The 20103-nt window shown below is 71.1% G+C and carries 22 protein-coding genes and 3 tRNA genes; 19 read left to right on the top strand and 6 right to left on the bottom strand.

Annotated elements, in window-relative coordinates; genetic code table 11:
* Window positions 1-43: 43 nt before the first annotated feature.
* Both C4K88_RS15065 and C4K88_RS15060 read right to left on the bottom strand, forming a co-directional pair.
* Window positions 44-1288 (bottom strand): MFS transporter, encoded by a 1245-nt coding sequence (locus C4K88_RS15065; protein WP_167399062.1) that lies wholly within the window; start codon window positions 1286-1288, stop codon window positions 44-46.
* 173 nt (window positions 1289-1461) lie between these two features.
* Window positions 1462-1788 carry a hypothetical protein gene (locus C4K88_RS15060; RefSeq protein WP_104122440.1) on the bottom strand — a complete coding sequence of 109 codons (327 nt, stop codon included), beginning with the start codon at window positions 1786-1788 and terminating at the stop codon, window positions 1462-1464.
* 279 nt (window positions 1789-2067) lie between these two features.
* Between C4K88_RS15060 and C4K88_RS15055 the strand changes: the two genes are divergently transcribed.
* From C4K88_RS15055 to C4K88_RS15035, 5 genes are all read left to right on the top strand, one after another.
* Complete coding sequence (locus C4K88_RS15055) at window positions 2068-3345, top strand: Nramp family divalent metal transporter (protein WP_104122439.1); 1278 nt, start codon at window positions 2068-2070, stop codon at window positions 3343-3345.
* Between the two features lie 31 nt (window positions 3346-3376).
* The gene (locus tag C4K88_RS15050; protein ID WP_104122438.1) at window positions 3377-3718 is read left to right on the top strand and encodes a thiamine-binding protein; all 342 of its coding nucleotides are present in this window, start codon (window positions 3377-3379) and stop codon (window positions 3716-3718) included.
* Window positions 3719-3766: 48 nt separating this feature from the next.
* The gene (locus tag C4K88_RS15045) at window positions 3767-4303 is read left to right on the top strand and encodes a GNAT family N-acetyltransferase (RefSeq protein ID WP_241521996.1); all 537 of its coding nucleotides are present in this window, start codon (window positions 3767-3769) and stop codon (window positions 4301-4303) included.
* A 10-nt stretch (window positions 4304-4313) separates the two neighbouring features.
* On the top strand, window positions 4314-5126 hold the full coding sequence (locus C4K88_RS15040; RefSeq protein ID WP_104122437.1) for a spermidine synthase: 813 nt from the start codon (window positions 4314-4316) through the stop codon (window positions 5124-5126).
* 91 nt (window positions 5127-5217) lie between these two features.
* Window positions 5218-6948 carry a cation:proton antiporter gene (locus tag C4K88_RS15035; RefSeq protein WP_104122435.1) on the top strand — a complete coding sequence of 577 codons (1731 nt, stop codon included), beginning with the start codon at window positions 5218-5220 and terminating at the stop codon, window positions 6946-6948.
* Window positions 6949-7035: 87 nt separating this feature from the next.
* Here C4K88_RS15035 and C4K88_RS15030 read toward each other — a convergent pair whose 3' ends face one another.
* Entirely contained in the window at window positions 7036-7926 is an 891-nt protein-coding gene (locus tag C4K88_RS15030; protein ID WP_241521995.1) for a LysR family transcriptional regulator, read from the bottom strand.
* Window positions 7927-8058: 132 nt separating this feature from the next.
* Between C4K88_RS15030 and C4K88_RS15025 the strand changes: the two genes are divergently transcribed.
* On the top strand, window positions 8059-9453 hold the full coding sequence (locus C4K88_RS15025) for an MFS transporter (protein ID WP_104122433.1): 1395 nt from the start codon (window positions 8059-8061) through the stop codon (window positions 9451-9453).
* Window positions 9450-10235, top strand: a complete 786-nt coding sequence (locus C4K88_RS15020) for a 3-hydroxybutyrate dehydrogenase (protein WP_104122431.1) — start codon at window positions 9450-9452, stop codon at window positions 10233-10235. Before C4K88_RS15025 ends, C4K88_RS15020 begins: the two co-directional genes overlap by 4 nt.
* Window positions 10236-10385: 150 nt before the next feature.
* On the opposite strand, the gene C4K88_RS15015 is transcribed toward C4K88_RS15020, so the two are convergent.
* Window positions 10386-11837, bottom strand: a complete 1452-nt coding sequence (locus C4K88_RS15015; RefSeq protein WP_104122430.1) for an NCS2 family permease — start codon at window positions 11835-11837, stop codon at window positions 10386-10388.
* Between the two features lie 132 nt (window positions 11838-11969).
* Between C4K88_RS15015 and C4K88_RS15010 the strand changes: the two genes are divergently transcribed.
* The gene (locus C4K88_RS15010) at window positions 11970-12596 is read left to right on the top strand and encodes a copper resistance CopC family protein (protein ID WP_104122429.1); all 627 of its coding nucleotides are present in this window, start codon (window positions 11970-11972) and stop codon (window positions 12594-12596) included.
* Here the strand turns inward: C4K88_RS15010 and C4K88_RS15005 are convergent.
* On the bottom strand, window positions 12562-13257 hold the full coding sequence (locus C4K88_RS15005; protein WP_104122555.1) for an FAD-dependent monooxygenase: 696 nt from the start codon (window positions 13255-13257) through the stop codon (window positions 12562-12564). The genes C4K88_RS15010 and C4K88_RS15005 overlap by 35 nt on opposite strands.
* Window positions 13258-13509: 252 nt before the next feature.
* Between C4K88_RS15005 and C4K88_RS15000 the strand changes: the two genes are divergently transcribed.
* Window positions 13510-14538, top strand: a complete 1029-nt coding sequence (locus C4K88_RS15000; RefSeq protein ID WP_104122428.1) for a universal stress protein — start codon at window positions 13510-13512, stop codon at window positions 14536-14538.
* A gap of 26 nt (window positions 14539-14564) precedes the next feature.
* Here C4K88_RS15000 and C4K88_RS14995 read toward each other — a convergent pair whose 3' ends face one another.
* Window positions 14565-14936, bottom strand: coding sequence for a metallopeptidase family protein (locus C4K88_RS14995; protein ID WP_241521994.1), 372 nt, complete (start codon window positions 14934-14936; stop codon window positions 14565-14567).
* A 146-nt stretch (window positions 14937-15082) separates the two neighbouring features.
* On the opposite strand from C4K88_RS14995, the gene C4K88_RS14990 reads away from it, so the two are divergent.
* The 10 genes from C4K88_RS14990 to C4K88_RS14945 all read left to right on the top strand — a co-directional run bounded on the left by C4K88_RS14990 (window position 15083) and on the right by C4K88_RS14945 (window position 20014).
* Window positions 15083-15155: transfer RNA gene (locus tag C4K88_RS14990), tRNA-Glu, on the top strand.
* Between the two features lie 88 nt (window positions 15156-15243).
* A tRNA-Asp gene (locus C4K88_RS14985) sits at window positions 15244-15317 on the top strand.
* Between the two features lie 71 nt (window positions 15318-15388).
* Window positions 15389-15461: transfer RNA gene (locus C4K88_RS14980), tRNA-Phe, on the top strand.
* A gap of 156 nt (window positions 15462-15617) precedes the next feature.
* On the top strand, window positions 15618-16085 hold the full coding sequence (locus C4K88_RS14975; RefSeq protein ID WP_104122427.1) for a hypothetical protein: 468 nt from the start codon (window positions 15618-15620) through the stop codon (window positions 16083-16085).
* An 83-nt stretch (window positions 16086-16168) separates the two neighbouring features.
* Complete coding sequence (locus tag C4K88_RS14970; protein ID WP_104122426.1) at window positions 16169-16627, top strand: Asp23/Gls24 family envelope stress response protein; 459 nt, start codon at window positions 16169-16171, stop codon at window positions 16625-16627.
* 7 nt (window positions 16628-16634) lie between these two features.
* A complete protein-coding gene (locus C4K88_RS14965; protein ID WP_104122425.1) occupies window positions 16635-16826 on the top strand; it encodes a DUF2273 domain-containing protein in 192 nt (63 codons plus the stop codon).
* Entirely contained in the window at window positions 16823-17245 is a 423-nt protein-coding gene (locus C4K88_RS14960; protein ID WP_306418623.1) for a hypothetical protein, read from the top strand. Before C4K88_RS14965 ends, C4K88_RS14960 begins: the two co-directional genes overlap by 4 nt.
* Window positions 17242-17844, top strand: coding sequence for a DUF6286 domain-containing protein (locus C4K88_RS14955; protein ID WP_241521993.1), 603 nt, complete (start codon window positions 17242-17244; stop codon window positions 17842-17844). Before C4K88_RS14960 ends, C4K88_RS14955 begins: the two co-directional genes overlap by 4 nt.
* Entirely contained in the window at window positions 17841-18488 is a 648-nt protein-coding gene (locus tag C4K88_RS14950; protein ID WP_104122424.1) for a hypothetical protein, read from the top strand. Before C4K88_RS14955 ends, C4K88_RS14950 begins: the two co-directional genes overlap by 4 nt.
* A 173-nt stretch (window positions 18489-18661) precedes the next feature.
* The gene (locus tag C4K88_RS14945; RefSeq protein ID WP_167399061.1) at window positions 18662-20014 is read left to right on the top strand and encodes an ABC transporter substrate-binding protein; all 1353 of its coding nucleotides are present in this window, start codon (window positions 18662-18664) and stop codon (window positions 20012-20014) included.
* Window positions 20015-20103: the final 89 nt, after the last annotated feature.

The raw sequence follows: 20103 nt of genomic DNA, 5'->3' as shown, positions 1-20103 counted from the left end.
CACTGCCCGCGCAACGGCGCCCGGCAGGCGCCCGACGAGCGACTCAGCCCGGTGAGCCGACGGGTCGGTCGGCGTGAAGCCGGTGCCGCTCCCGGCGGTCCTTCATGGTGTCGGTCGCCAGGCTCAGGGCCAGGCCCGCGGCCATGATCGCGATCATGGTGAAGGGGAGGATGCCCAGGCCGACGCCGTCGAGCAGGAGCCCACCGAGGAGCGCGCCGCCGCCGATGCCGATGTTGAACGCCGTCGTCTGCAGGGCGGCCGAGAGGTCGCGCGTACGGAAGGACGCGGTGCGGAGCATGCGGGTCTGTAGCAGCGCGGGGATCCCCCCGAACGCGGCACCCCACACGATGACGCTGGTGAGCACCACCACGGTGCTGGAGGGCGCGAGGGCCAGGGTCAGGACGGCCACCATGACCAGCAGGACGACGCCCACGAACGCCTTCCGGGGGAAGCGGTCCGCAGCGTACCCGGCGCCGATGAGGCCGATGATGCCCGCGCCGCCGTAGAGGAACAGGACCAGGGCCACGGACCCGGGCTCGAAGGCGGAGATGTCGGTCAGCCAGGCCGCGATGTACGTGTAGAAGGTGTTCTGGCCGGTCAGCAGGAGCAGGATCACCGTGCACAGCAGGATCACCGCGCGGAAGCTCGGGTCGCGGCGCAGCGGCACGCGCGCCTCGCCCGCGGTCCGCTCCACCCGGTGCTCGACGGGCGGCAGGAACTTCACGATCACGAGGGCGAGCAGCGCCACGACTCCGCCGATGATGGCGAACGCCGCACGCCAGCCGAGCGCGTTCCCGATCGCCGTGCCCACCGGGACGCCGAGCACGAACGCCGCGGTCCCGCCGCCCGCGGTGATGGCGACCGCCTTGCCGAGCTGGTGCGCGGGCACGAGGTGTGCCGAGTAGGCGGCGACCACAGCCCAGAACAGACCGTGCGCCAGGCCGCCCAGGATGCGCGCGGCCACGAGCACGCCGTAGGTCGGGGCGATCGCCGCGAGCACGTTCGCCACCGCGATGACCAGGAGCACGACGACGATGAGGGACTTGCGGGAGAACCGCTGCGTCACGGCGGCCAGGGGGGTGGTGGCGACGACGACGGTCCCGGCGAAGACGGTCACGAGGTAGCCGGCGGTCGAGATCCCGACGTCGAGGTCCCGTGCCATGGCGGGCAGGAGACCGGTGGGCAGGAACTCGCTCGTGACGGAGACGAAGATCGCCCCGGCGAGGGACAGCAGACCGAGGTAGGGGAACGGCGCGGTGGTGGTCACCTTCGCGGAGGAAACAGACAAGGGGGAACCAATCGTGGGATGTCCGGCGGTCATCGCCCCGGTTGCACCGTCGAAGACCGGAAGGCGTAAGGGTCGGGCCCATCAGCAGCGCGACTCCTGCGGCAACGCCGGCGCAGCGCGGACCATTCCCGCACCGGCTCGAGTACCGTCACCCCGGCGTGTGGTGGGTCCTCCTAGCGCTCGCCGCCGGCGCGGTCGGCCCCGTCGTGCTCGCCCTCGTCCCCGTCGGCGTCGTCCTCCCCGTGCGCGTCGGGGTCGTCGTCGTGCGGCTCGCCGTCGTGTGGGGGCACCAGGGTGAGGCCGGGGCCGGCGTCCCGGTCGTCGAGTTCGTCCTTGACCTCGTCCTTGCGGGCCGCCGTCTCGGGGTGGACCTCGCCCTCCGTGGCGAACTCGTGATCGACCTCCCGGTGGACCTTGCTGTTGAGGACTTCGACGTCCTGGTCCTTCAGCCGGCCGAGGTCCTCGGGGAACGGCTCGTCGGGGGAGATCCTGCTCTTCATGGGCATCCAATCTGCCGGCGGTGCATCGCACGGCAACGGTCCGAATCTTAAGCGGCGGCGCTGCTGGCAACAAGCAGGAGGCTTAGTGATCGCCCGGGTCGGCAGGTCCGAAGACGCGCCGGCCCAGGGCCGCCGCGGCGGGTGCCCCGATCCGGTGGAACGTTTCCCCGGGTCGGGGCCGCCGCGCCGGGCGCCCCGTGGAAACGCGGCGCGGCCGCCCGGGAATACACAGCCCCCTTGCTAGGCTCGTCCGGACGATCACGACTTCAAAGGAGCAGCATGAGCGCCGAACGCCTGGCCACGGACGTCGACGAAGTCGAGAAACCGAAATGGAGACTCGTCGGCCCCGGCCTCCTGGCGGCGGCCACGGGTGTCGGCGCGGGCGACCTCGTCGCCACGCTCATCGCGGGCAGCCAGTACGGGTACGCCCTGCTCTGGGCCGCCGTGATCGGCTGCGCCCTGAAGATCATCCTCGTCGAGGGCGTGGGCCGCTGGTACCTCGCCACGGGCAAGACCATCTTCCAGGGCTGGCGCACCCTCGGCGCGTGGACCAGCTGGTACTTCGGCCCCTACATCGTCATCTGGGGCTTCGTGTACGGGGCGACGGCGATGAGCTCCACCGCCCTGCCCCTCCAGGCCCTGTTCCCCGCCGTCCCGCTCAACGTCTTCGCCGTCGCCTCCGGCCTCCTGGGCCTGGCGCTCGTCTGGTTCGGCAGGTACGGGCTGTTCGAGAAGATCATGACCGTGATGGTCGGCATCATGTTCGTCTCCGTCGTCGGCTCGGCCGTCCTCGCCGTCCCGAACATCCCCTCGATGCTCACCGGGCTCGTCCCCACCCTCCCCGGCGGTTCCGTCTTCTACGTGCTCGGCCTCGCGGGCGGGGTGGGCGGCACCATCACGCTCGCCGCCTACGGGTACTGGCTGCGGGAGAAGGGCTGGAACAAGCCCAAGTGGATGAAGGTCATGCGGGTGGACAACTCGGTCGCCTACACGATGACCGGCGTCTTCGTCGTCTGCATGCTCATCCTCGGCGCCGAACTCCTCTACACCGCGAACATCTCGCTGCAGAGCGGCGATCGGGGCCTCCTCGACATGGGCGCCGTCCTCGAGGACCGCTACGGCGTGGTCTGGGCGAAGGTCTTCCTCATCGGCTTCTGGGCGTCCTCCTTCTCCTCGCTCCTCGGCGTGTGGCACGGCGTGAGCCTGATGTTCGCCGATTTCTGGGCGAACTGGCGCAAGAAGGCGGATGACCTCTCCGACGACGACGCCCCCGACTCCCACAGCAGGCCCGCCCGCGCGTACATGCTCTGGCTGACCCTCCCGCCGATGCTCCTGCTGCTCCTCGGCCGCCCGTTCTTCCTGATCCTCATGTACGGGGTCCTCGGCTCGCTGTTCATGCCCTTCCTCGCCATCACCCTGCTGGTCCTGCTCAACAGCACGCGACTGGCGCCTCGGTGGCGGAACAGGTGGCTGTCCAACGTGTTCCTGGCTCTCACCACGATCGTGTTCCTCGTCCTCGGGGCGAACGAACTGTTCAAGGCGATCAGCGGGGGCTGACCCCGGCACTACCGCGTGCCAGACTGGGACCATGCTCGTAGCCTTCAGTGTCGCCCCGTCCGGATCCTCCGATCTCACCCGCGAGAACCCCGACGGATCGGTGCACGACGCCGTCGCCGCTGCCGTCGCCGTCGTACGGGAATCAGGCCTGCCGAACTCCACCGACGCGATGTTCACCACCATCGAGGGGGAGTGGGACGAGGTCATGGCCGTGGTCAAACACGCCACGGAGGCCGTCGGCCGCTACGGGAGCCGCGTGTCCCTGGTGCTGAAGGCGGACATCCGCCCTGGCCGGACGGGCGAGCTGACCGGGAAGGTCGAGCGGCTCGAGGCGGCCCTCGCCGAGCAGGAGCAGTTCGAGGGCCACTCCTAGACCCTGCTGCGGCGCCGTCCGGTAGCCCCGGGCCACTAAACTGGCACGGTGACCCAGCCCGCGCCGACGCCGCCCTACCTGATCCGGCCGGCCACCCCCGACGACGCCGAGGCGTACGTCCGCACGCACGTCGCCGGCCTGCACGAGACGTACGAGCACATCATGCCCCCGGAGTACCACGCGCACTACGACGCCGAGGTGCCCACCCTGATCGAGCGCCGGCGCGCCGCGTTCGAGGAGGCGGCACGGACGCCCGGGAGTGCCCGGAGCTGGCTGGCGGTCGACGACGCCGGCGCGCCGGTCGCGATCGCGACCTCCGGGCCGGGCCGCGACGAGGACCGCCCCGACTTCGAGCTGCACCACATCTACACGCTGCGGTCCACGCACGGCTCGGGCCTCGGGCAGCGGCTGCTGGACACGGCCATCGGCACCGGTGCCGCGTACCTCTGGATCCTTAACGGCAATCCGCGGGCCGAGCGCTTCTACATCCGTAACGGCTTCGCACCCGACGGCACGTCCATGCTCTGCGGACCCACCTGGCACCACCGGCCCATGTTCCGCATGCACCGCCCCGACCACGACTGAGAAGGCCACGATGGCGAAACCGGCAGGGCCCCGCCCCGAGATCGGCGAGTTCCCGATCGACACCGGGACATGCGAGCTCGAGCCCGATCCGTACAGCCCGAACGGCTGGGTCCTGCGCGTCAACGGCGTCCCCAGTTCCCACATCGACCTGGACGATCCGCTGCACCTGGACTTCGAGTACATGCACTGGATCGCCTCGCTCGTCGACTCCCGGTGGGCCCCGTCGGAGCGGCTGCGGGTGCTGCACCTCGGGGGAGGGGCGTGCTCGCTCGCACGCCGTTTCGCCGCGAGCCACCCCCAGGCCCGCCAGGTCGTCGTCGAACTCGACGGGCGGCTCGCGGAGCTGGTCCGCACCTGGTTCGACCTCCCGCGCGCACCCCTGGTCCGCATCCGGGTCGGCGAGGCGCGCGCCGTGACGGAGTCCCTCAGCGAGGACAGCCGCGACCTCGTGATCCGGGACGTCTTCGCGGGGGCGGCCACGCCGGTACCCCTGACGACGGCGGAGTTCACCCGCGCGGCCAAGCGCGTGCTCGCGGCCGACGGCGTCTACCTCGTCAACTGCGGCGACAGCCCGAATCTCGCACTGGCGCGACGCGAGGCCGCGACGATCGCCGCCGAGTTCAGGCACACCGCGATCATCGCCGACCCGGCCATGCTCAAGGGCCGGCGCTACGGCAACGTGATCATCGCCGGCAGCGACGCCCCGCTGGCCGAGGACCCGGGCCTCGCGCGGGACCTGCTCGGAGGGGGAGTGCCCGCGCACCTCTGGCAGGACGCCCGCGTGAGGGCTTTCGCCGCGAACGCGCAGGTCCTCACGGACTGAGCGCGTAGCGCCCGTGCGTCCGTTCCGGAAGGGCCCGTCCAGCCGGCCGCTGCCGGCGGCCGACCCTCTCCCGGACCACTAGGCTTGCGGCGTGGAACTGGGACTGCTCGGCATCATCGGAATCGCTGTCCTGGTCGGGGCGGCCGTGCTCTCGAAGCGCGTGGGCGTCGCGGCGCCGCTCCTCCTCGTCGTCGTCGGCATCGGCCTCTCCTTCGTGCCCGGGGTCCCGAGCTTCAGCGTCCCCGACGAGTGGATCCTCATGGGCGTCCTGCCGCCCCTGCTCTACGCCGCAGCCATCAAGACGCCCGTCACCGACTTCCGCCGGAACATCACGCCCATCGCGAGCCTGTCCGTGGCGCTCGTCGTCGTCTCGGCGTTCGCCACCGGGTTCCTCCTGAATGCCCTGCTGCCGGGCCTCGGTCTCGCCGCGGCGATCGCCGTGGGCGCCGTGATCAGCCCGCCCGATGCCGTAGCCGCCACCTCGATCGGACGCCGGCTGGGCCTGCCGCCGCGCCTGCTGACGGTGCTCGAGGGCGAGGGCCTCGTCAATGACGCCACGGCGCTCGTGCTGCTGCGCAGCGCCATCGCCGCGTCCGCCGGGGCGCTGGCCGGGTTCGGGGCGGCCGCGGCGGACTTCGCCGTCGCTGTCACTGTCGCGGTGCTGGTGGGCTACGCCGTCGGCGTGGTGACGGTCTTCGTCCGCTCCCGGCTCGACGACCCCGTGCTCGACACCGCGCTGTCACTGGCTGTCCCGTTCATCGCCTTCCTCCCCGCCGAGGAGCTCGGCGCGTCCGGGGTGCTGGCGGTGGTCGTCGCGGGAATCTACACGGGGCACCACAGCGCCAGCCGGTTGGACGCCCGCGCACGCATCAGCGACAACGTGAACTGGCGGACCGTCCAGTTCCTGCTGGAGAACGGGGTCTTCCTGCTGATCGGCCTCGAAGTGCGGAGCCTGCTCCAGAACATCGACGAGTCCCTGCTGACGGTCGAGCAGACCATCCTCATCGGGCTCCTCACCACCCTCGCCCTGATCGTGCTGCGCTTCCTCTGGGTCTTCCCGCTCGTGCTGCTCATGCGCCGCCTCCCGAGCCGGGCCGAGCGCCGCGCCGGGCAGCTGCGCCGCGGGCTCGGCCGGCTCCGGCAGGTGAAACCCCTCGATGCGCGGCAGGAACGGCGCAGGCGCGTCCTCACCCGGCTCTACCGGCGGCGGACGGCGGACCTCGAACTCGAACGACGGGAGGGGTTCGGCTGGAAGGGTGCCACCGTGCTGGGCTGGTCCGGTATGCGCGGCGTGGTGACGCTGGCGGCGGCGCAGTCCCTGCCGGAGTCCTTCGCCTATCGGGAGCAGCTCGTCCTGATCGCCTTCACCGTCGCCGTCGTCACCCTGCTGGTGCAGGGCGGCACCCTGCCCCTGCTCATCCGGGTCCTGAAGATCGAGGGGGTCGACGCCGACACCGACCGCAAGGAGTCGGCCACCCTCTTCGACGAACTGCGCACCGAGGGACTGCTCGTGCTCGACGATCCGCAGGCGATCCTCGGCGGGGACGCCCCGGTGAGCGAGGACGTACTGGACCGCGTCCGGGCGGACACCGGGAGGCGCTCGGAGGTCGAGTGGGAGAGGGCCCGGCTGCCCGAGCAGAAGCTCGCGCGCTCACCGCACCGCCAGTACCGCGATCTGCGGCTGGCCGTGCTGGCTGCCGAACGGCAGGCGCTGCTCACGGCCAGGGCGCGCGGCACCTACTCCTCACGGGTGCTGGCGAGGGCCCAGCGCGTGCTCGACGTCGAGGAGACACGTCTGCGCCCGCGGGGCGCCACGTCCTGACCCGGGGCGCCGGGACGCGCGGTGCGGGTGCTCCGCTCCGACGGTGACGCAAGCGGCACCGGCACGACGGCGGTAGCCGCGCGCCCGTCAGCCGCGGCCCAGGAGCTGCGCCTCCATGGCCGCGGTCGACCGCCGGAGGGCGCCGACGACGGCGGCGATCGCCGGCTGCCGCAGCGCGTCCGCCCGCACCACGAGCCAGTAGTCGAGCTCCTCCGCGACTTCGTGGGGGAGGAGCCGCACGAGGTCGGCGTGCCGGTCGGCCATGAAGCAGGGCAGCAGGCCGAGCCCGGCACCGGCCCGGGTGGCCTCGACGTGGACGAAGACGTTGGTGGAGCTCAGGGCGTCGCGCATGGCGGGCAGGAGCCGCCGGGGCGCGTCGAGGCTGTCCACCTGCAGCATCGCGTCGATGAAGTACACGAGCTGGTGCTGCGTGGCCTCCTCGAGTGTGGCCGGCGCCCCGTACGCCTCGAGGTAGTCGCGGGACGCGTACAGCCCGAGGACGTAGGCGCCCAGCCGCTCCGCCTCCGCCCGGTGCACCTGCGGCTCGCCGACCACCACCTCGAAGTCCAGGCCCGTCCGGGTCTGCGAGGCGCGGCGTGTGGCCGTGACGATCTCGATGCGCAGCAGGGGGTTCGCGGCCCGGAGCCGCGCGAAGGCGGGAGCGGCGATGAACGCACTGAACCCGTCCGTGGCACTCATCCGCACCACGCCCGAGAGCGCGCCGTCGTCGTCGCCCAGCCGCGCGACCGCCTCCGCGACCGCGGCTGCCGCGTCCGCCGCACGCCGGCCCAGGTCCGTCAGCTCCCAGCCGCCGCTGCCGCGGGAGAGGACGCGCCCACCGAGTGCCTTCTCGAGGGCCGCGATCCGCCGGGACACCGTGGTGTGGTTCAGTCCCAGCGACTCACCGGCCGTGGTGAAGCGCCCGCTCTGGGCAACGGCGAGCAGGACCACGAGATCCTGGGCGTTGGGCTCCGGCATATCTGCAGTATTGCAGAGCACCGGTGCCGATCTGGTCATTGGCGGGCAGGAAAGCCGCAGGGATACTCGAGAAGAACCAGCCCGGGCCCGCAGTGGGCCGACACCCGTGTCAGCGTCGACAGAGGAGAACCCATGAGCGTCAATCAGCGCGCGAATCCGCCCCGGACCGAGAAGCCCGACGAGGAATCCGGCCTCAAACGGATCGTCGCCGCCGCCATGGTCGGCACCGTCGTGGAGTGGTACGAGTTCTTCCTGTACGCCACGGCGGCGAGCCTGGTCTTCGGGACGTTCTTCTTCCCCAACGCCGGCTCCGAACTCGACGGCATCATCGCGGCGTTCCTCACGTACGCCGTCGGCTTCGTGGCCCGACCGCTCGGCGGGATCGTCTTCGGGCAGATCGGCGACAAGCTCGGACGCAAGCACACGCTCCAGCTCACGATCATCCTCGTGGGCGTCGCCACCTTCCTCATGGGCTGCCTCCCCGGGTTCAACAGCATCGGCTACTGGGCCCCGGCACTGCTGGTGATCCTGCGCTTCATCCAGGGCTTCGCGGTCGGCGGGGAGTGGGGCGGCGCCGTGCTCCTCGTCGCCGAGCACAGCCCCAACCGGTCCCGCGGATTCTGGTCCAGCTGGCCCCAGGCGGCCGTCCCGGTGGGCAATCTCCTGGCCACGCTCGTCCTGCTCGGCATGAGCTGGATCCTGCCGCAGGACGAGTTCCTCAGCTGGGGCTGGCGCGTGGCCTTCTGGGTGTCCGCGATCATCGTGGTGATCGGATACTACATCCGGACGCACGTCAGCGAGGCGCCCATCTTCCTCGAGGCCCGCGAGAAGATCGAGTCCGAGAAGGCGGTCAGCTACGGCGTCCTCGAAGTGGTCAAGCGCTACCCGAAGGGTGTCCTCGGGGCCATGGGCCTGCGGTTCGCGGAGAACATCCTCTACTACATCATCGTCAGCTTCACGATCGTCTACCTCAAGACCGTGCACCAGTACGACACCTCGCAGCTCCTCCTGGCGCTCCTGATCGCACACGTGGTCCACTTCGCCGTCATCCCGCAGGTCGGCCGGCTCTCGGATTCGATCGGCCGCAAGCCGGTCTATCTCATCGGGGTGGTCCTCGGTGCCACGTGGGCGTTCTTCGCCTTCCCCATGTTCGACACCCTGAACCCCGTCCTGATCATCCTGGCGGTCACGATCGGCCTCGTGTTCCACGCCTTCATGTACGCGGGCCAGCCGGCCATCATGGCGGAGATGTTCCCCACCCGGATGCGCTACTCCGGCGTCTCCCTCGGCTACCAGGTCACCTCGATCCTCGCGGGATCCCTCGCGCCGATCATCGCGACGGCCCTCCTGCAGGAGTACGGCAGCTGGGTGCCCGTGGCCATCTATCTCGTGATCGCCTGCGGCATCACCCTCGTCGCGGTCCTGACCCTGAAGGAGACGCGCGGGGTGTCCCTGCGCGACATCGATGCCGCGGACGCGCGCCGGCACGGACTGGACGAGCCGGTCGCCGGGCAGGCCGCGAAATGAGCACGACGGAGGCGCAGCCGGCCCCCGTCCTGGCGGCCGGGCCCTTGTCCGGCCGTCGGGCCGTGGTGACGGGCGGGGCGGGCGGCATCGGCGCGGCCTGCGCCCGCGCGCTCGCCGGACGGGGAGCGCACGTGGTGGTCGCGGACCGGGACGAGGCCGGCGCCGGAGACCTCGCCGCCGATCTCGGCGGCGACGCCTGGGCGGTCGACCTCCTCGACACGCGGGCGCTCGAGACGCTGACCCTCGAGGCGGACATCCTCGTGAACAACGCCGGGATCCAGACCGTCAGCCCCCTCGAGGAGTTCGACCCGGAGGACTTCCGCCGGATCCAGCGGCTGATGGTCGAGGCACCGTTCCTGTTGATCCGCGCAGCCCTCCCGGGCATGTACGCGCGGGGCTTCGGCCGGATCATCAACGTCTCGTCCGTCCATGGGCTGCGCGCCTCACCGTTCAAGGCCGCCTACGTCACGGCCAAGCACGGCCTCGAGGGCCTCTCCAAGGTCACGGCCCTGGAGGGCGGCGCCCGCGGCGTCACGAGCAACTGCGTGAACCCCGGCTACGTCCGCACGCCGCTGGTCGAGCACCAGCTCGCGGACCAGGCGCGCGTCCACGGCATCAGCGAGGAGGAGGTCCTCGGGCAGATCATGCTCACCGAGTCCGCGATCAAGCGGCTCGTGGAACCGGAGGAGGTCGCCTCGCTCGTCGCGTGGCTGGCGGGCGACGACGCCGGGATGGTCACCGGGTCCTCCTACGTCATGGACGGCGGCTGGTCCGCCCGCTGACACCCGGTCCACAGAACGGCGACGACGGCGGTCCCCCGACCGCCGTCGTCGCTCGTGCCCTGTGGCTGCACCCGTCCGGTGGGCATGTCCGATCACGCCCACTGAACCGGTGCGCCCCGTGGGCGCATCGGTAGCAGGCGGGACCGGGGGTCAGACGCCGAGGATCTCCTCGATCGGGCCGATGCCGAAGAACACCACGAACGCCGCGGCCACGGCCCACATCAGCGGGTGTACCTCGCGGCCGCGGCCCTGGATGGCGCGGATCAGCACGAACGCGATGAAGCCCGCGCCGAGACCGTTCGCGATCGAGTACGTGAACGGCATCAGGGTGAAGGTGAGGAACGCCGGGATGGCGATGCCCCAGTCGTCGAAGTCGATGCGTCCCACCTGGGCGACCATCATGAAGCCCACCACCACGAGGGCCGGTGCCACGGCCTCGAACGGCACCAGGCTGATGAGCGGCGTGAAGAACATCGCGAGGAGGAACAGCAGGCCGGTCACGACGTTCGCGAGGCCCGTCCGCGCCCCCTCGCCGATGCCCGCGCCGGACTCGACGTAGATCTGGTTGGACGAGACGGACCCGGCGCCGCCGGCCACGGCCCCGAGGGCATCGATCACGAGGACGCGGTTCACGCCGGGGATGTCGCCCTTGGCGTCGACGAGCTTCGCCTCGTTCGCCAGGCCCACCATGGTCCCCATCGCGTCGAAGAAGATGCTCAGGAGGATGGTGAAGGTCAGCAGCACCGCGGCGGTCGCGCCGAGATGCGTGAAGGCGCCGAAGAGGCTCACATTGCCGACGAGGCTGAGGTCGGGGATGCCGACCCACGAGCCGGACGGGAGTTCCGGGACCACGAGCGACCAGCCGGCCGGGTTCGGCTCCGCGCCCGGCGTGAAGCTGGCGCCGACGTCGAAGACGGCTTCGAGGACGACGGCGAGTATCGTCGCGGCGAGCACGCCGATGAGGATGGCCCCGCGGACCTTCCGGACCACCAGGGCGATCGTGAGGATCAGGCCGAAGACGAACACGAGGGTGGGCCACCCGATGAGGACGCCGCCGAAGCCGAGGCCCACGGGCACGGTGGTGTTCGCGACGTCGGGGATGCGGCGCACGAAGCCCGCGTTGACGAGGCCGATCAGCGCGATGAACAGGCCGATGCCCACCACGATCGCAGTCTTCAGGCTCCCGGGGACGGCGTTGAAGACGGCCGTCCGGAAGCCGGTCAGGACCAGCACCAGCATGGTGAGGCCCGCGAGCATGACCAGGCCCATGATGTCCGGCCAGGTCAGGCCGGGGTTCGTGGCCACGGTGATGGCCACGAACGCGTTGACGCCGAGCCCGGTGGCGAGCGCGAAGGGGTACTTCGCCCAGGCGCCCATGACGATGGTCAGGATGCCGGCGACGAGCGCGGTCACCGCGGCGACGCGCTCCACGCCGAGCTCGGTGCCCGACGAATCGGCGCCGGCGAGGATGAGCGGGTTGAGCACCACGATGTAACTCATGGCGAAGAAGGTGGCGAGTCCTCCCCGGATCTCACGGGAGGCGGACGACCCCCGCTCGCTGATATGGAAATAGCGGTCCAGCACGGAACCGGTTTTGAGCATGGGAGGTCCTAGGGGGAAGGAGTGGGTCGGGAAGATTCTATCCCGGGGGTCCCGTCGGGTCCCGATCGTGACGGACGGCGGCGGCGTTCCGGGCCCCAGCGCACCATCAGGGACTCGACGTAGGGTGGACGCATGGCTGCCTACCTCCCCCCGACGCCCCGATCCTCGGCGCCCGCCCGCGGTCGCCGCCGTCGTGCCGACCGGACCCTCCGCGCGCTCCTGCCGACGCTCCTGCTTGCGCTCGCCGTGCTCCTGGGTGCCGGCGGTGCCGCGAGCGCCCACGACGAACTGACCGGGACCAATCCCGCCGAGGGGGCGACGGTGGACGTGCTGCCGCCGAGCCTGGAACTCGCCTTCTCGAGCGTCCCGTCCGGGATCGGCGCGCAGATCCAGGTCCTGGACGAATCCGGGGTGGACTGGGCGGACGGCCCTGCGGAGATCGTCGACCGGTCGGCCAGCCAGCCGCTGCGCGCGGGCGCCCCGGCCGGCGAGTACACCGTCAACTGGCGCGTGGTCAGCTCGGACTCCCACCCCATCGAGGGTTCCTTCGCCTTCACCACGCAGGAGGGCGGGACGACGGCCCCGGACAGCGCGAGCACGGCCGGTCCCCTCGAGGTCCAGGACGATCAGGCCGTCGAGACGCAGCAGGCCGGCGTGAGCGACTTCCCCTGGAGCATCGTCGGCATGATCGCCGCGCTCGTGGTCATCGCCGTCGTGCTCGCGCTTACGGCGCGGAAGCGGCTCGGCGCCGGCCGGTAGGCGCTCCCGCCACCGGCGGGGACGCGGTCAACAGCGGGGAGGCCGCCGCGCGCGGCGCGACGCGATCCAGGGCGGGCGACCCCTGCTCCCCGATGGCGTCACCGACCAGCTTCGCCTGGCGGACGATCTCCCGCGTGGAGGGCGTCAGGAGTTCGCCGACCCCCACGAGGTGCAGCCCGATCGCGCGCAGCGTGTCCTTGACGTCGCGGCCGATCGCGATGTCCATCGAGCGGAGGAACCGGCGCAGCTCGTTCTGCGGGAACTTCGTGAGGACCACGTGGTCGGCCAGGAGGACCCCGTCCGCCGTCTGGACCGCCCACTTCTTGCGTTCCGCCGGAGCCTTGATGAGCTGGGGGTGGCCGATGATGCAAAGCTGCTCGGCCACGGTGCTCTGGCGGACGTCGATGCGGTGGGCGGTGGCGTAGCCGCGCAGGAGCCGCATCAGCTCGGTGCGCTCCGAGAGCGACGCGGCGTCCGCCATGACAGTGCGCATGGGCCCGGAGTCGGAGCACTCGAGGCTTTCCACGACGATCGCGTCGATGCCGCGGCGGCTGAGTTCGCTGGCGACGGCGAGGCCCGGCAGTCCGGAGCCGATGACCACCGTGCTCGTCCGCTCGGCCGCGGCGGGCGCGGACGCAGGCCGGGCCGGGTCGGGCGGCATGGAATCCACCGGGGTCACCTCCACACGAAGCAGGAATTCCGTACGCCTCGTCCGGGCCGTACGGACTCCCGGCCGCCAACGGGTCGGCCAGGAGCACTGCGTGCGGGGCGTGCTGCCAGGCAGGGCCCCGCGACGAATCATCGCAGCCTATATAACATTTGGGGCCGTGAATAGACCGATCATCGGTGGTGCGCTACAAATGGGGGACCGGCCGCTTTCGGCGGTCCGAGGCGCGACCGATGGAGGCCTGCCGTGAACAGTGAGAACACAGAAGGCCCGGAGCACGGGCTGGTCCGGCACGGGATCGTCGTCGGTGTGGACGGCTCCGACCAGAGCATCTGCGCGCTGCTGTGGGCCGCGCGCGAGGCCGGGCGGCGCAGCGCACCGCTGTACGTGGTGACTGCCTACACGGTGCCGGTCTTCGCGGCGTCGAGCATGGACGCCGGGTATGCCACCGTGGACGACGAGGTCATCCGCGAGAGCGCGCAGGCCGTCCTCGACGAGGCCCTGACCCGACTGGAGGGCATGGCGCTGGAGGTCTACCCGCGCATCGAGACCGGTGACGCCGCCGGCGTGCTCCTCGATCTCTCCGAGGAGGCCGAGCTGATGGTGGTGGGCTCGCGCGGCCGGGGCGGGTTCGTCGGCCGGCTGCTCGGCTCCGTGAGCAGCGCCCTTCCGGCGCACGCCAAATGCCCGACGGCGGTCATCCCCGTCCGCACCGGTGCCCGCCTCGGCCACCCGGAGCTCGGCAGGAAGCCGGGACGGGACAGGGACAGGGACAGGGACGCTCCGGCCGCCGTGGAGCCCGTGGTGGTGGTCGGTGTGGACGGATCGGAGCAGGCGCGTACGGCCTCGCTCGCCGCCGCCGAGGAAGCCCGGTCCCGCGGACTGCCCCTGCGCGTCATCTGCTCCGTGGCGCCGTTCAACGGCTCACTCGCCTGGGTTCCGGCGCCGGTGGACCGGAAGGCGCTGCACGCGGACCTCGCCGTGCAGCTGGCCGCCGGTCGTGACTGGCTGCAGAGCCACTACCCGGACGTCGTCATCACGGTGGACCTCGTGGACGGGCCGCCCGCCGAGGTGCTCATCGAGGCGTCGGCCACCTCGGAACTGCTGGTGGTGGGCACGCGCGGCAGGGGAGGCTTCGCCGGCATGCTCCTGGGCTCCACGAGCCAGGGCGTCCTGCACCACGCCCGCGGACCCGTGCTGGTCGTCCCCGACCGGGCGGACCCGCGGCTCGAGGACCGCAGTTCCTTCGGCCCGATGGTCCCGCAGGCCGGCTGACCGGCCTTTCCCGCCCGTTCGGCGCGTCAGCCCCACCCGAGCTGGTGGAGCCGGTCGTCGTCGATCCCGAAGTGGTGGGCGATCTCGTGGACGACGGTCACCAGGATCTCCTCGACGAGCTCCTCACGGGAGTCGCACAGGCGCATCAGGGGGCCGCGGAAGATGCTGATGCGGTCGGGCAGCGACCCCGCGTCCCACCAGGAGTCCCGTTCGGTGAGCGGCGTGCCCTCGTACAGGCCCAGCAGCTCGGTGTCCGAGGGCTCGCCCGGGTGCGGCTCGTACTCCTCCACCACGAAGATCACCACGTTGGTCATGGCGCGCGCGAGGTCGTCGGGGATGCGGTCGATGGCGTCGTCGACGGCGTCCTCGAAGTCCTCACGCGAGATCTCGAACGGCACGCCCCGATCGTACCCACTCCGTCGGGTGCCGGTGATTTTGTGGAAACGGGATGGAGCATCTATAGTTCTATAGGTCCACGGCAGGGAATGATCCACCGGAAATGCTCGCTCTCCGGGGGGTCGCAGGAACCCGGGTCGTAGTTCAGGCCCCCATCGTCTAGTGGCCTAGGACACCGCCCTTTCACGGCGGCGACACGGGTTCGAATCCCGTTGGGGGTACGCAGGAGATGCCCTCACGGGCGGTCAACCGGGACGAAAAGTGCTGGTAGGCTGGAACTCTTGCAAAAGCAGCAAGGAAAGTTAGCAAGGCCCTGTAGCGCAGTTGGTTAGCGCGCCGCCCTGTCACGGCGGAGGTCGCGGGTTCAAGTCCCGTCAGGGTCGCTCAGGCGGCCGGATCCCCCCGGGGAAGCCGGCCGGGCTGGAGACGGTGATCATCCGCAGGATGGTTCCAAGGCTCTGTAGCTCAGTTGGTAGAGCGTTCGACTGAAAATCGAAAGGTCACCGGATCGACGCCGGTCGGAGCCACCGCTGAAACCCCGCAGTTCCCCACGGAACGCGGGGTTTTCTCGTCTGTGCTCCTCCCAGCCAACGCCGGGGTTCCGCCCGTAGCATTGCGGCGGGTCGGATCGCCCGGGTCACCGCGGTGGACCTCCGGCATCGCATCGAGACGAAAGGGCGCCCGTGAGATTCCTGCCTCCCGCTGCCGGGCTGTGCATCATCGCGCTGGCCCTCGCCGGGTGCGGTCAGGGCGCGCCGGCACCCACCGAGACGATGCTCACGATGCCCGCCCGGCCTTCCCCGCCGGACGCCACCGGCGCCTCCCCCGACGGCCTGGCCGGAGCCCGGCAGGAGACGGCGGCCCCCGGGGCCTCCCACCACTGCGTCGTCGTCGCCGGCGGCATGACCACGGCCATGCTCGCGCCGCTGACGCTGCTCGACGGATCGGAGCCGGGCGAGTTGCAGGCCCTCGAGCAACAGATCCTCGACCTCCGCGACAAGGTGCCCGAGGATCTGCGCGACGACTTCACCACGCTCGCGCTCTCCGTCGAAGCGCCGCCCCGGGGATCGGGTACCTTCGACGAGGAGGCGTTCCGGCATGCCATGATCCCGGTCCAGGACTGGCTCGGGCAGCACTGCACGGAGTCCTGACGGGGCGGTCCGAGCGGGCGATCGAGGCAGGCCGGCCGGGCCGTGGCTTAGGCTGGGGCAGAAGCGAAAGGGGCGTTCCTGCGATGATCGACCAACCCATGGGCGGGCCACTGGCCGTCCCACAGAATGCGCCGGCCGGAAGGACCGTGATCGGCGACGCCGCGGCGGTGAAGATCGCCGCGATCGCGGCCCGGGCGGTCCCGGGCGTCCACGCGCTGGGTGCCGGCAGCGGACGCGCCCTGGGGGCCATCCGCGACGCCGTCGGCGCCAACGATCTCTCCCACGGCGTCAAGGTGGAGGTCGGGCAGACGCAGCTCGCCGTCGACATCAGCCTCGTCGCCTCCTACGGGTTCGCCCTGAACGCGCTCGCCGACGCCGTCCGCGCCGCCGTGTACGAGGCCCTGACCGAGCTCGTCGGCCTCGAGGTCATCGAGGTGAACGTCGAGATCCTGGACGTTCACCTGCCGCTGCCGACGGAGTCGAAGACCGCGGGGCGCGTCGACCCCACGGGTTCCACCCAGATCCAGCCGATGGCCGAGTGAGGCACCCATGAAACCCACTGTCGTCGGTATGGCCGTCGGAGCCGTGCTCGCCTTCGCCGCGCTCATCTTCGGCTTCTGGGGCTTCCTCCTCACATTCGTCCTGGTGCTCTGCGGCGCCGTCGTGGGGCGGGTCATCGAGGGCAAGCTCGATCTGCGCGGCGTCCTCGACGCCCTGTCCGGCCGCCGCTCCTCGTCGTGACCGCCGAGCCCGTTCCCGGGCGCCTCCCGACGCACATCCAGCCGAAGGTTCCCGGGCGTCCTCCCGCAGGCTTCGTCGCCGGCCACAACCGGATCACCACGGAGGCCCTCACCAGCACTGCGCGGGCTGTTGCCGGCGAGGTGTTCGGGGTTCCACCGGCCCAGGTCCGGGCGTCCTTCTCGGACGACCGGGGCCTCCTCGCACTCCTCCTCGCCCTGCCCCTACCCGTGCCGCCGCTGACCCGCGTGGTGCGGGAGCCCGACGTCGTCGGCACCTTCGGCGGCCCGCTGTGGGCACGCGCGGACGCCGCGCGGTCCCCGATCCTCGAGCGGGTCCAGGAGCTCACGGGGACCCGGCTGAGCCGCGTCGACCTCCGCATCATCGGCAGCACCGTCACCAGGGGGGCGAGGGTCCTGTGAGCGTCGACCTGCCCGACCGCCCGACGCCGTCGAGCACGGCGCGCCTCGTGCGCCGGGAGCTGCACTCCTCCCGCGCCGCGGCGTCGGTGTTGACCGCTGCCGTGCTGATCGTGGGCTGCCTCGTCCTGCTGTTCGAGGCCGTCCTGCAGGCCGTGGGGGACGAGCCGTTCCTGCTCGACCTGGACGCCGCGGCGGCATGGCTCGGGGCCCTGCCCGCCGGCGTGCCCGCCTCGCTGCTCGGGGCGGGCTCCGTGCTGCTGCTCGTCGTCGGTCTGCTGCTGGTCCTGCTCGCGGTCCTGCCGGGCAGGCGGGCCCGCTACGCGATCCCCGACGGGCGCGCGGCCGTCGTCGTCGACGCCGAGGTCGTGGCCTCCTCCCTCGCCCGCCGGGCGCGGATCGCCGCGGGGGTGGGGGCCGAGCAGGTCCTCGTCACGGTGGGCCGCACCTCGGTCAGGGTCCAGGTCCGCCCGACGTCCGGCATCCCGGTCGACGCCGACGCCGTCCGCGCGGCGGTCGCGGACGATCTCCACCGCTCGGGTGTGACCCCCGAACCGCGGATCGCCGTCGTCGTCACGGACTCCGGGGTGATCGGGCAGTGAACACGACACCGCGGTGGCTCAACCGCATGGTGCTCGCCGTCGTCGGGCTCCTCGCCGCTGCGGCGGGGGCCGCCGGGCTCGCACTCCTGACCCTGCCCGCCGTCGCCTCCTGGTGGGCCGCCACGGCGCCGGGAGTCGGCGAGGCGCTCGACGGCGCCCGGACGCGCACCACGCTCGAGGGCCAGGCGGACACCTGGCTGTGGCTGGCGCTGGCGGCGGTCCTGCTGCTGCTGATCGTGCTCCTCGTCCTCTGGATCACGGCCCAGGGCAGGGGGCGCACGGGCATCTTCGCGTCCACGGCGGACGTCCGCCGCCCCGGGACGGGTGACGCCGGCGCCGATGCCACCGGCGCCGCCGGGACGGTGACGATCACCGCCGCCGCCGCCGAGCAGACGCTCAAGGCCGCGCTCCTGGAGCGGCCCGATCTCGCAGCCGCCTCCGTCAGCACCTGGCTGGTGCGGGGCGTACCGGGCCTGCATGTCCGGGTGTTCCCCCGCAAGGGCGTCCCCGCGTACGCTGTCGCCGCGGACCTCTCCCGTCTCGTGGAGGCCCTCGACGCGGTCACCGGATACCGCACGCCGGTGCTCATCAGCATTCGATCCGGTGCGCGGGTCCGGATCACGCGAGCGGACCGCGTCGCGTGAAGCAGGTCACATTTCTGTATCAGAACCCCCTGAGGCGCCCGGGATGCTTGTGGCGCATGATGTAAGCGCTTACTGTTGCGATACCAATCAGTGAGGCGGAACATCCTCGGGCCCGGCGCGTCCAGCTGCAAGCCCGCACGTAGACGTACCGCCAGACAAAGGAGTCTGTTTCAATGGCGAATATTCGCTCACGGAAATTCGTGCTGCCCGTTGCAGCACTCAGTGTTTCCCTCCTCGCGCTCGCCGGCTGTGGTTCGGAAGGGTCGGACAGCGCGGGAGGATCGGGTGACGCGGACTGCGCCGCCTACGAGTCCTACGGGACCTTCGACAACGCCGAGGTGAGTGTCTACGCGACGATCGTCGACATCGAGGCGGAGCGGCTCGAGAACTCCTGGGCGGATTTCGCCGAGTGCACCGGCATCGAGGTGGCGTACGAGGGCTCCAAGGAGTTCGAGACGCAGGTCGGCGTCAGGGCCCAGGGCGGTACCGCCCCCGACCTCGCGATCTTCCCGCAGCCCGGACTGCTCGCAGCCCAGGCGCAGGGCGGATTCCTCAAGCCTGCGCCCCAGGAGGTCTCGGACCTCGTCGACGAGGGATGGTCCGAGGACTGGAAGAACTACGGCACGGTGGACGGCACCTTCTACGCAGCCCCCATGCTCGCCAACGTGAAGGGCTACGTCTGGTACGTGCCGGCCACGTTCGAGGAGAAGGGCTGGGAAGTCCCCACCACCTGGGACGAGATGACCGAGCTGTCCGAGAAGATCGCCGGCGAGGGGGACATGAAGCCCTGGTGTGCCGGGTTCGAGTCCGGTGAGGCCACCGGTTGGCCGGGCACCGACTGGGTCGAGGACGCCGTCCTGCGCGAACACGGCCCCGAGGTGTACGACCAGTGGGTCGCGCACGAGATCCCGTTCAACGATCCCAGGATCGTCGACTCCTTCGACCGCGTCGGGGACATCCTGAAGAACGACAAGTACGTCAACGGCGGCTTCGGCGATGTCCGCTCCATCCTCTCGACACCGTTCGCCGAGGCCGGCCAGCCCGTGCTCGATGGCACGTGCGCGATGCACCACCAGGCGTCCTTCCAGGCCGTGAACTGGCCCGAAGGGACCAACGTCGCCGAGGACGGCGACGTCTGGGCCTTCATGACCCCACCGATCGACGCGTCCCAGGGCACGGCCATCACCGGTGGCGGGGAACTGATCGGCGCGTACGCCGACCGGCCCGAGGTGCAGGCCCTGCAGACGTACCTGGCGAGCGCCGAGTTCGCCAACGCCCGCGTCTCCCAGGGTGGTGCGATCAGCGCGAACAAGGGACTGGATCCCGAGGTCGCGCAGTCGGACCTGGACCGCCAGTCCATCGAACTGCTGCAGGACCCCGAGACGGTGTTCCGCTTCGACGCATCCGACCTGATGCCGGGTGCCGTCGGCGCCAACTCCTTCTGGAGCGGCATCGTGAACTGGATCAACGGTTCCTCCACCGAGGAAGTCACGCAGACCGTCGAGGACAGCTGGCCCTCCTCCTAGGCAGGTAGCCGCGGGCACCCCGGACAGCCGGGTGCCCGCGGACCGTCGACGGAACGGGAGGACCGCCCCACGGTCCTCCCGTTCCGCCG

It is taken from the genome of Arthrobacter pityocampae (assembly GCF_002927275.1).
GTDB lineage: Bacteria > Actinomycetota > Actinomycetes > Actinomycetales > Micrococcaceae > Arthrobacter_D > Arthrobacter_D pityocampae.
Note: the sequence above shows the minus strand (reverse complement) of the source record. Positions and strands in the feature narration are given on the sequence as shown.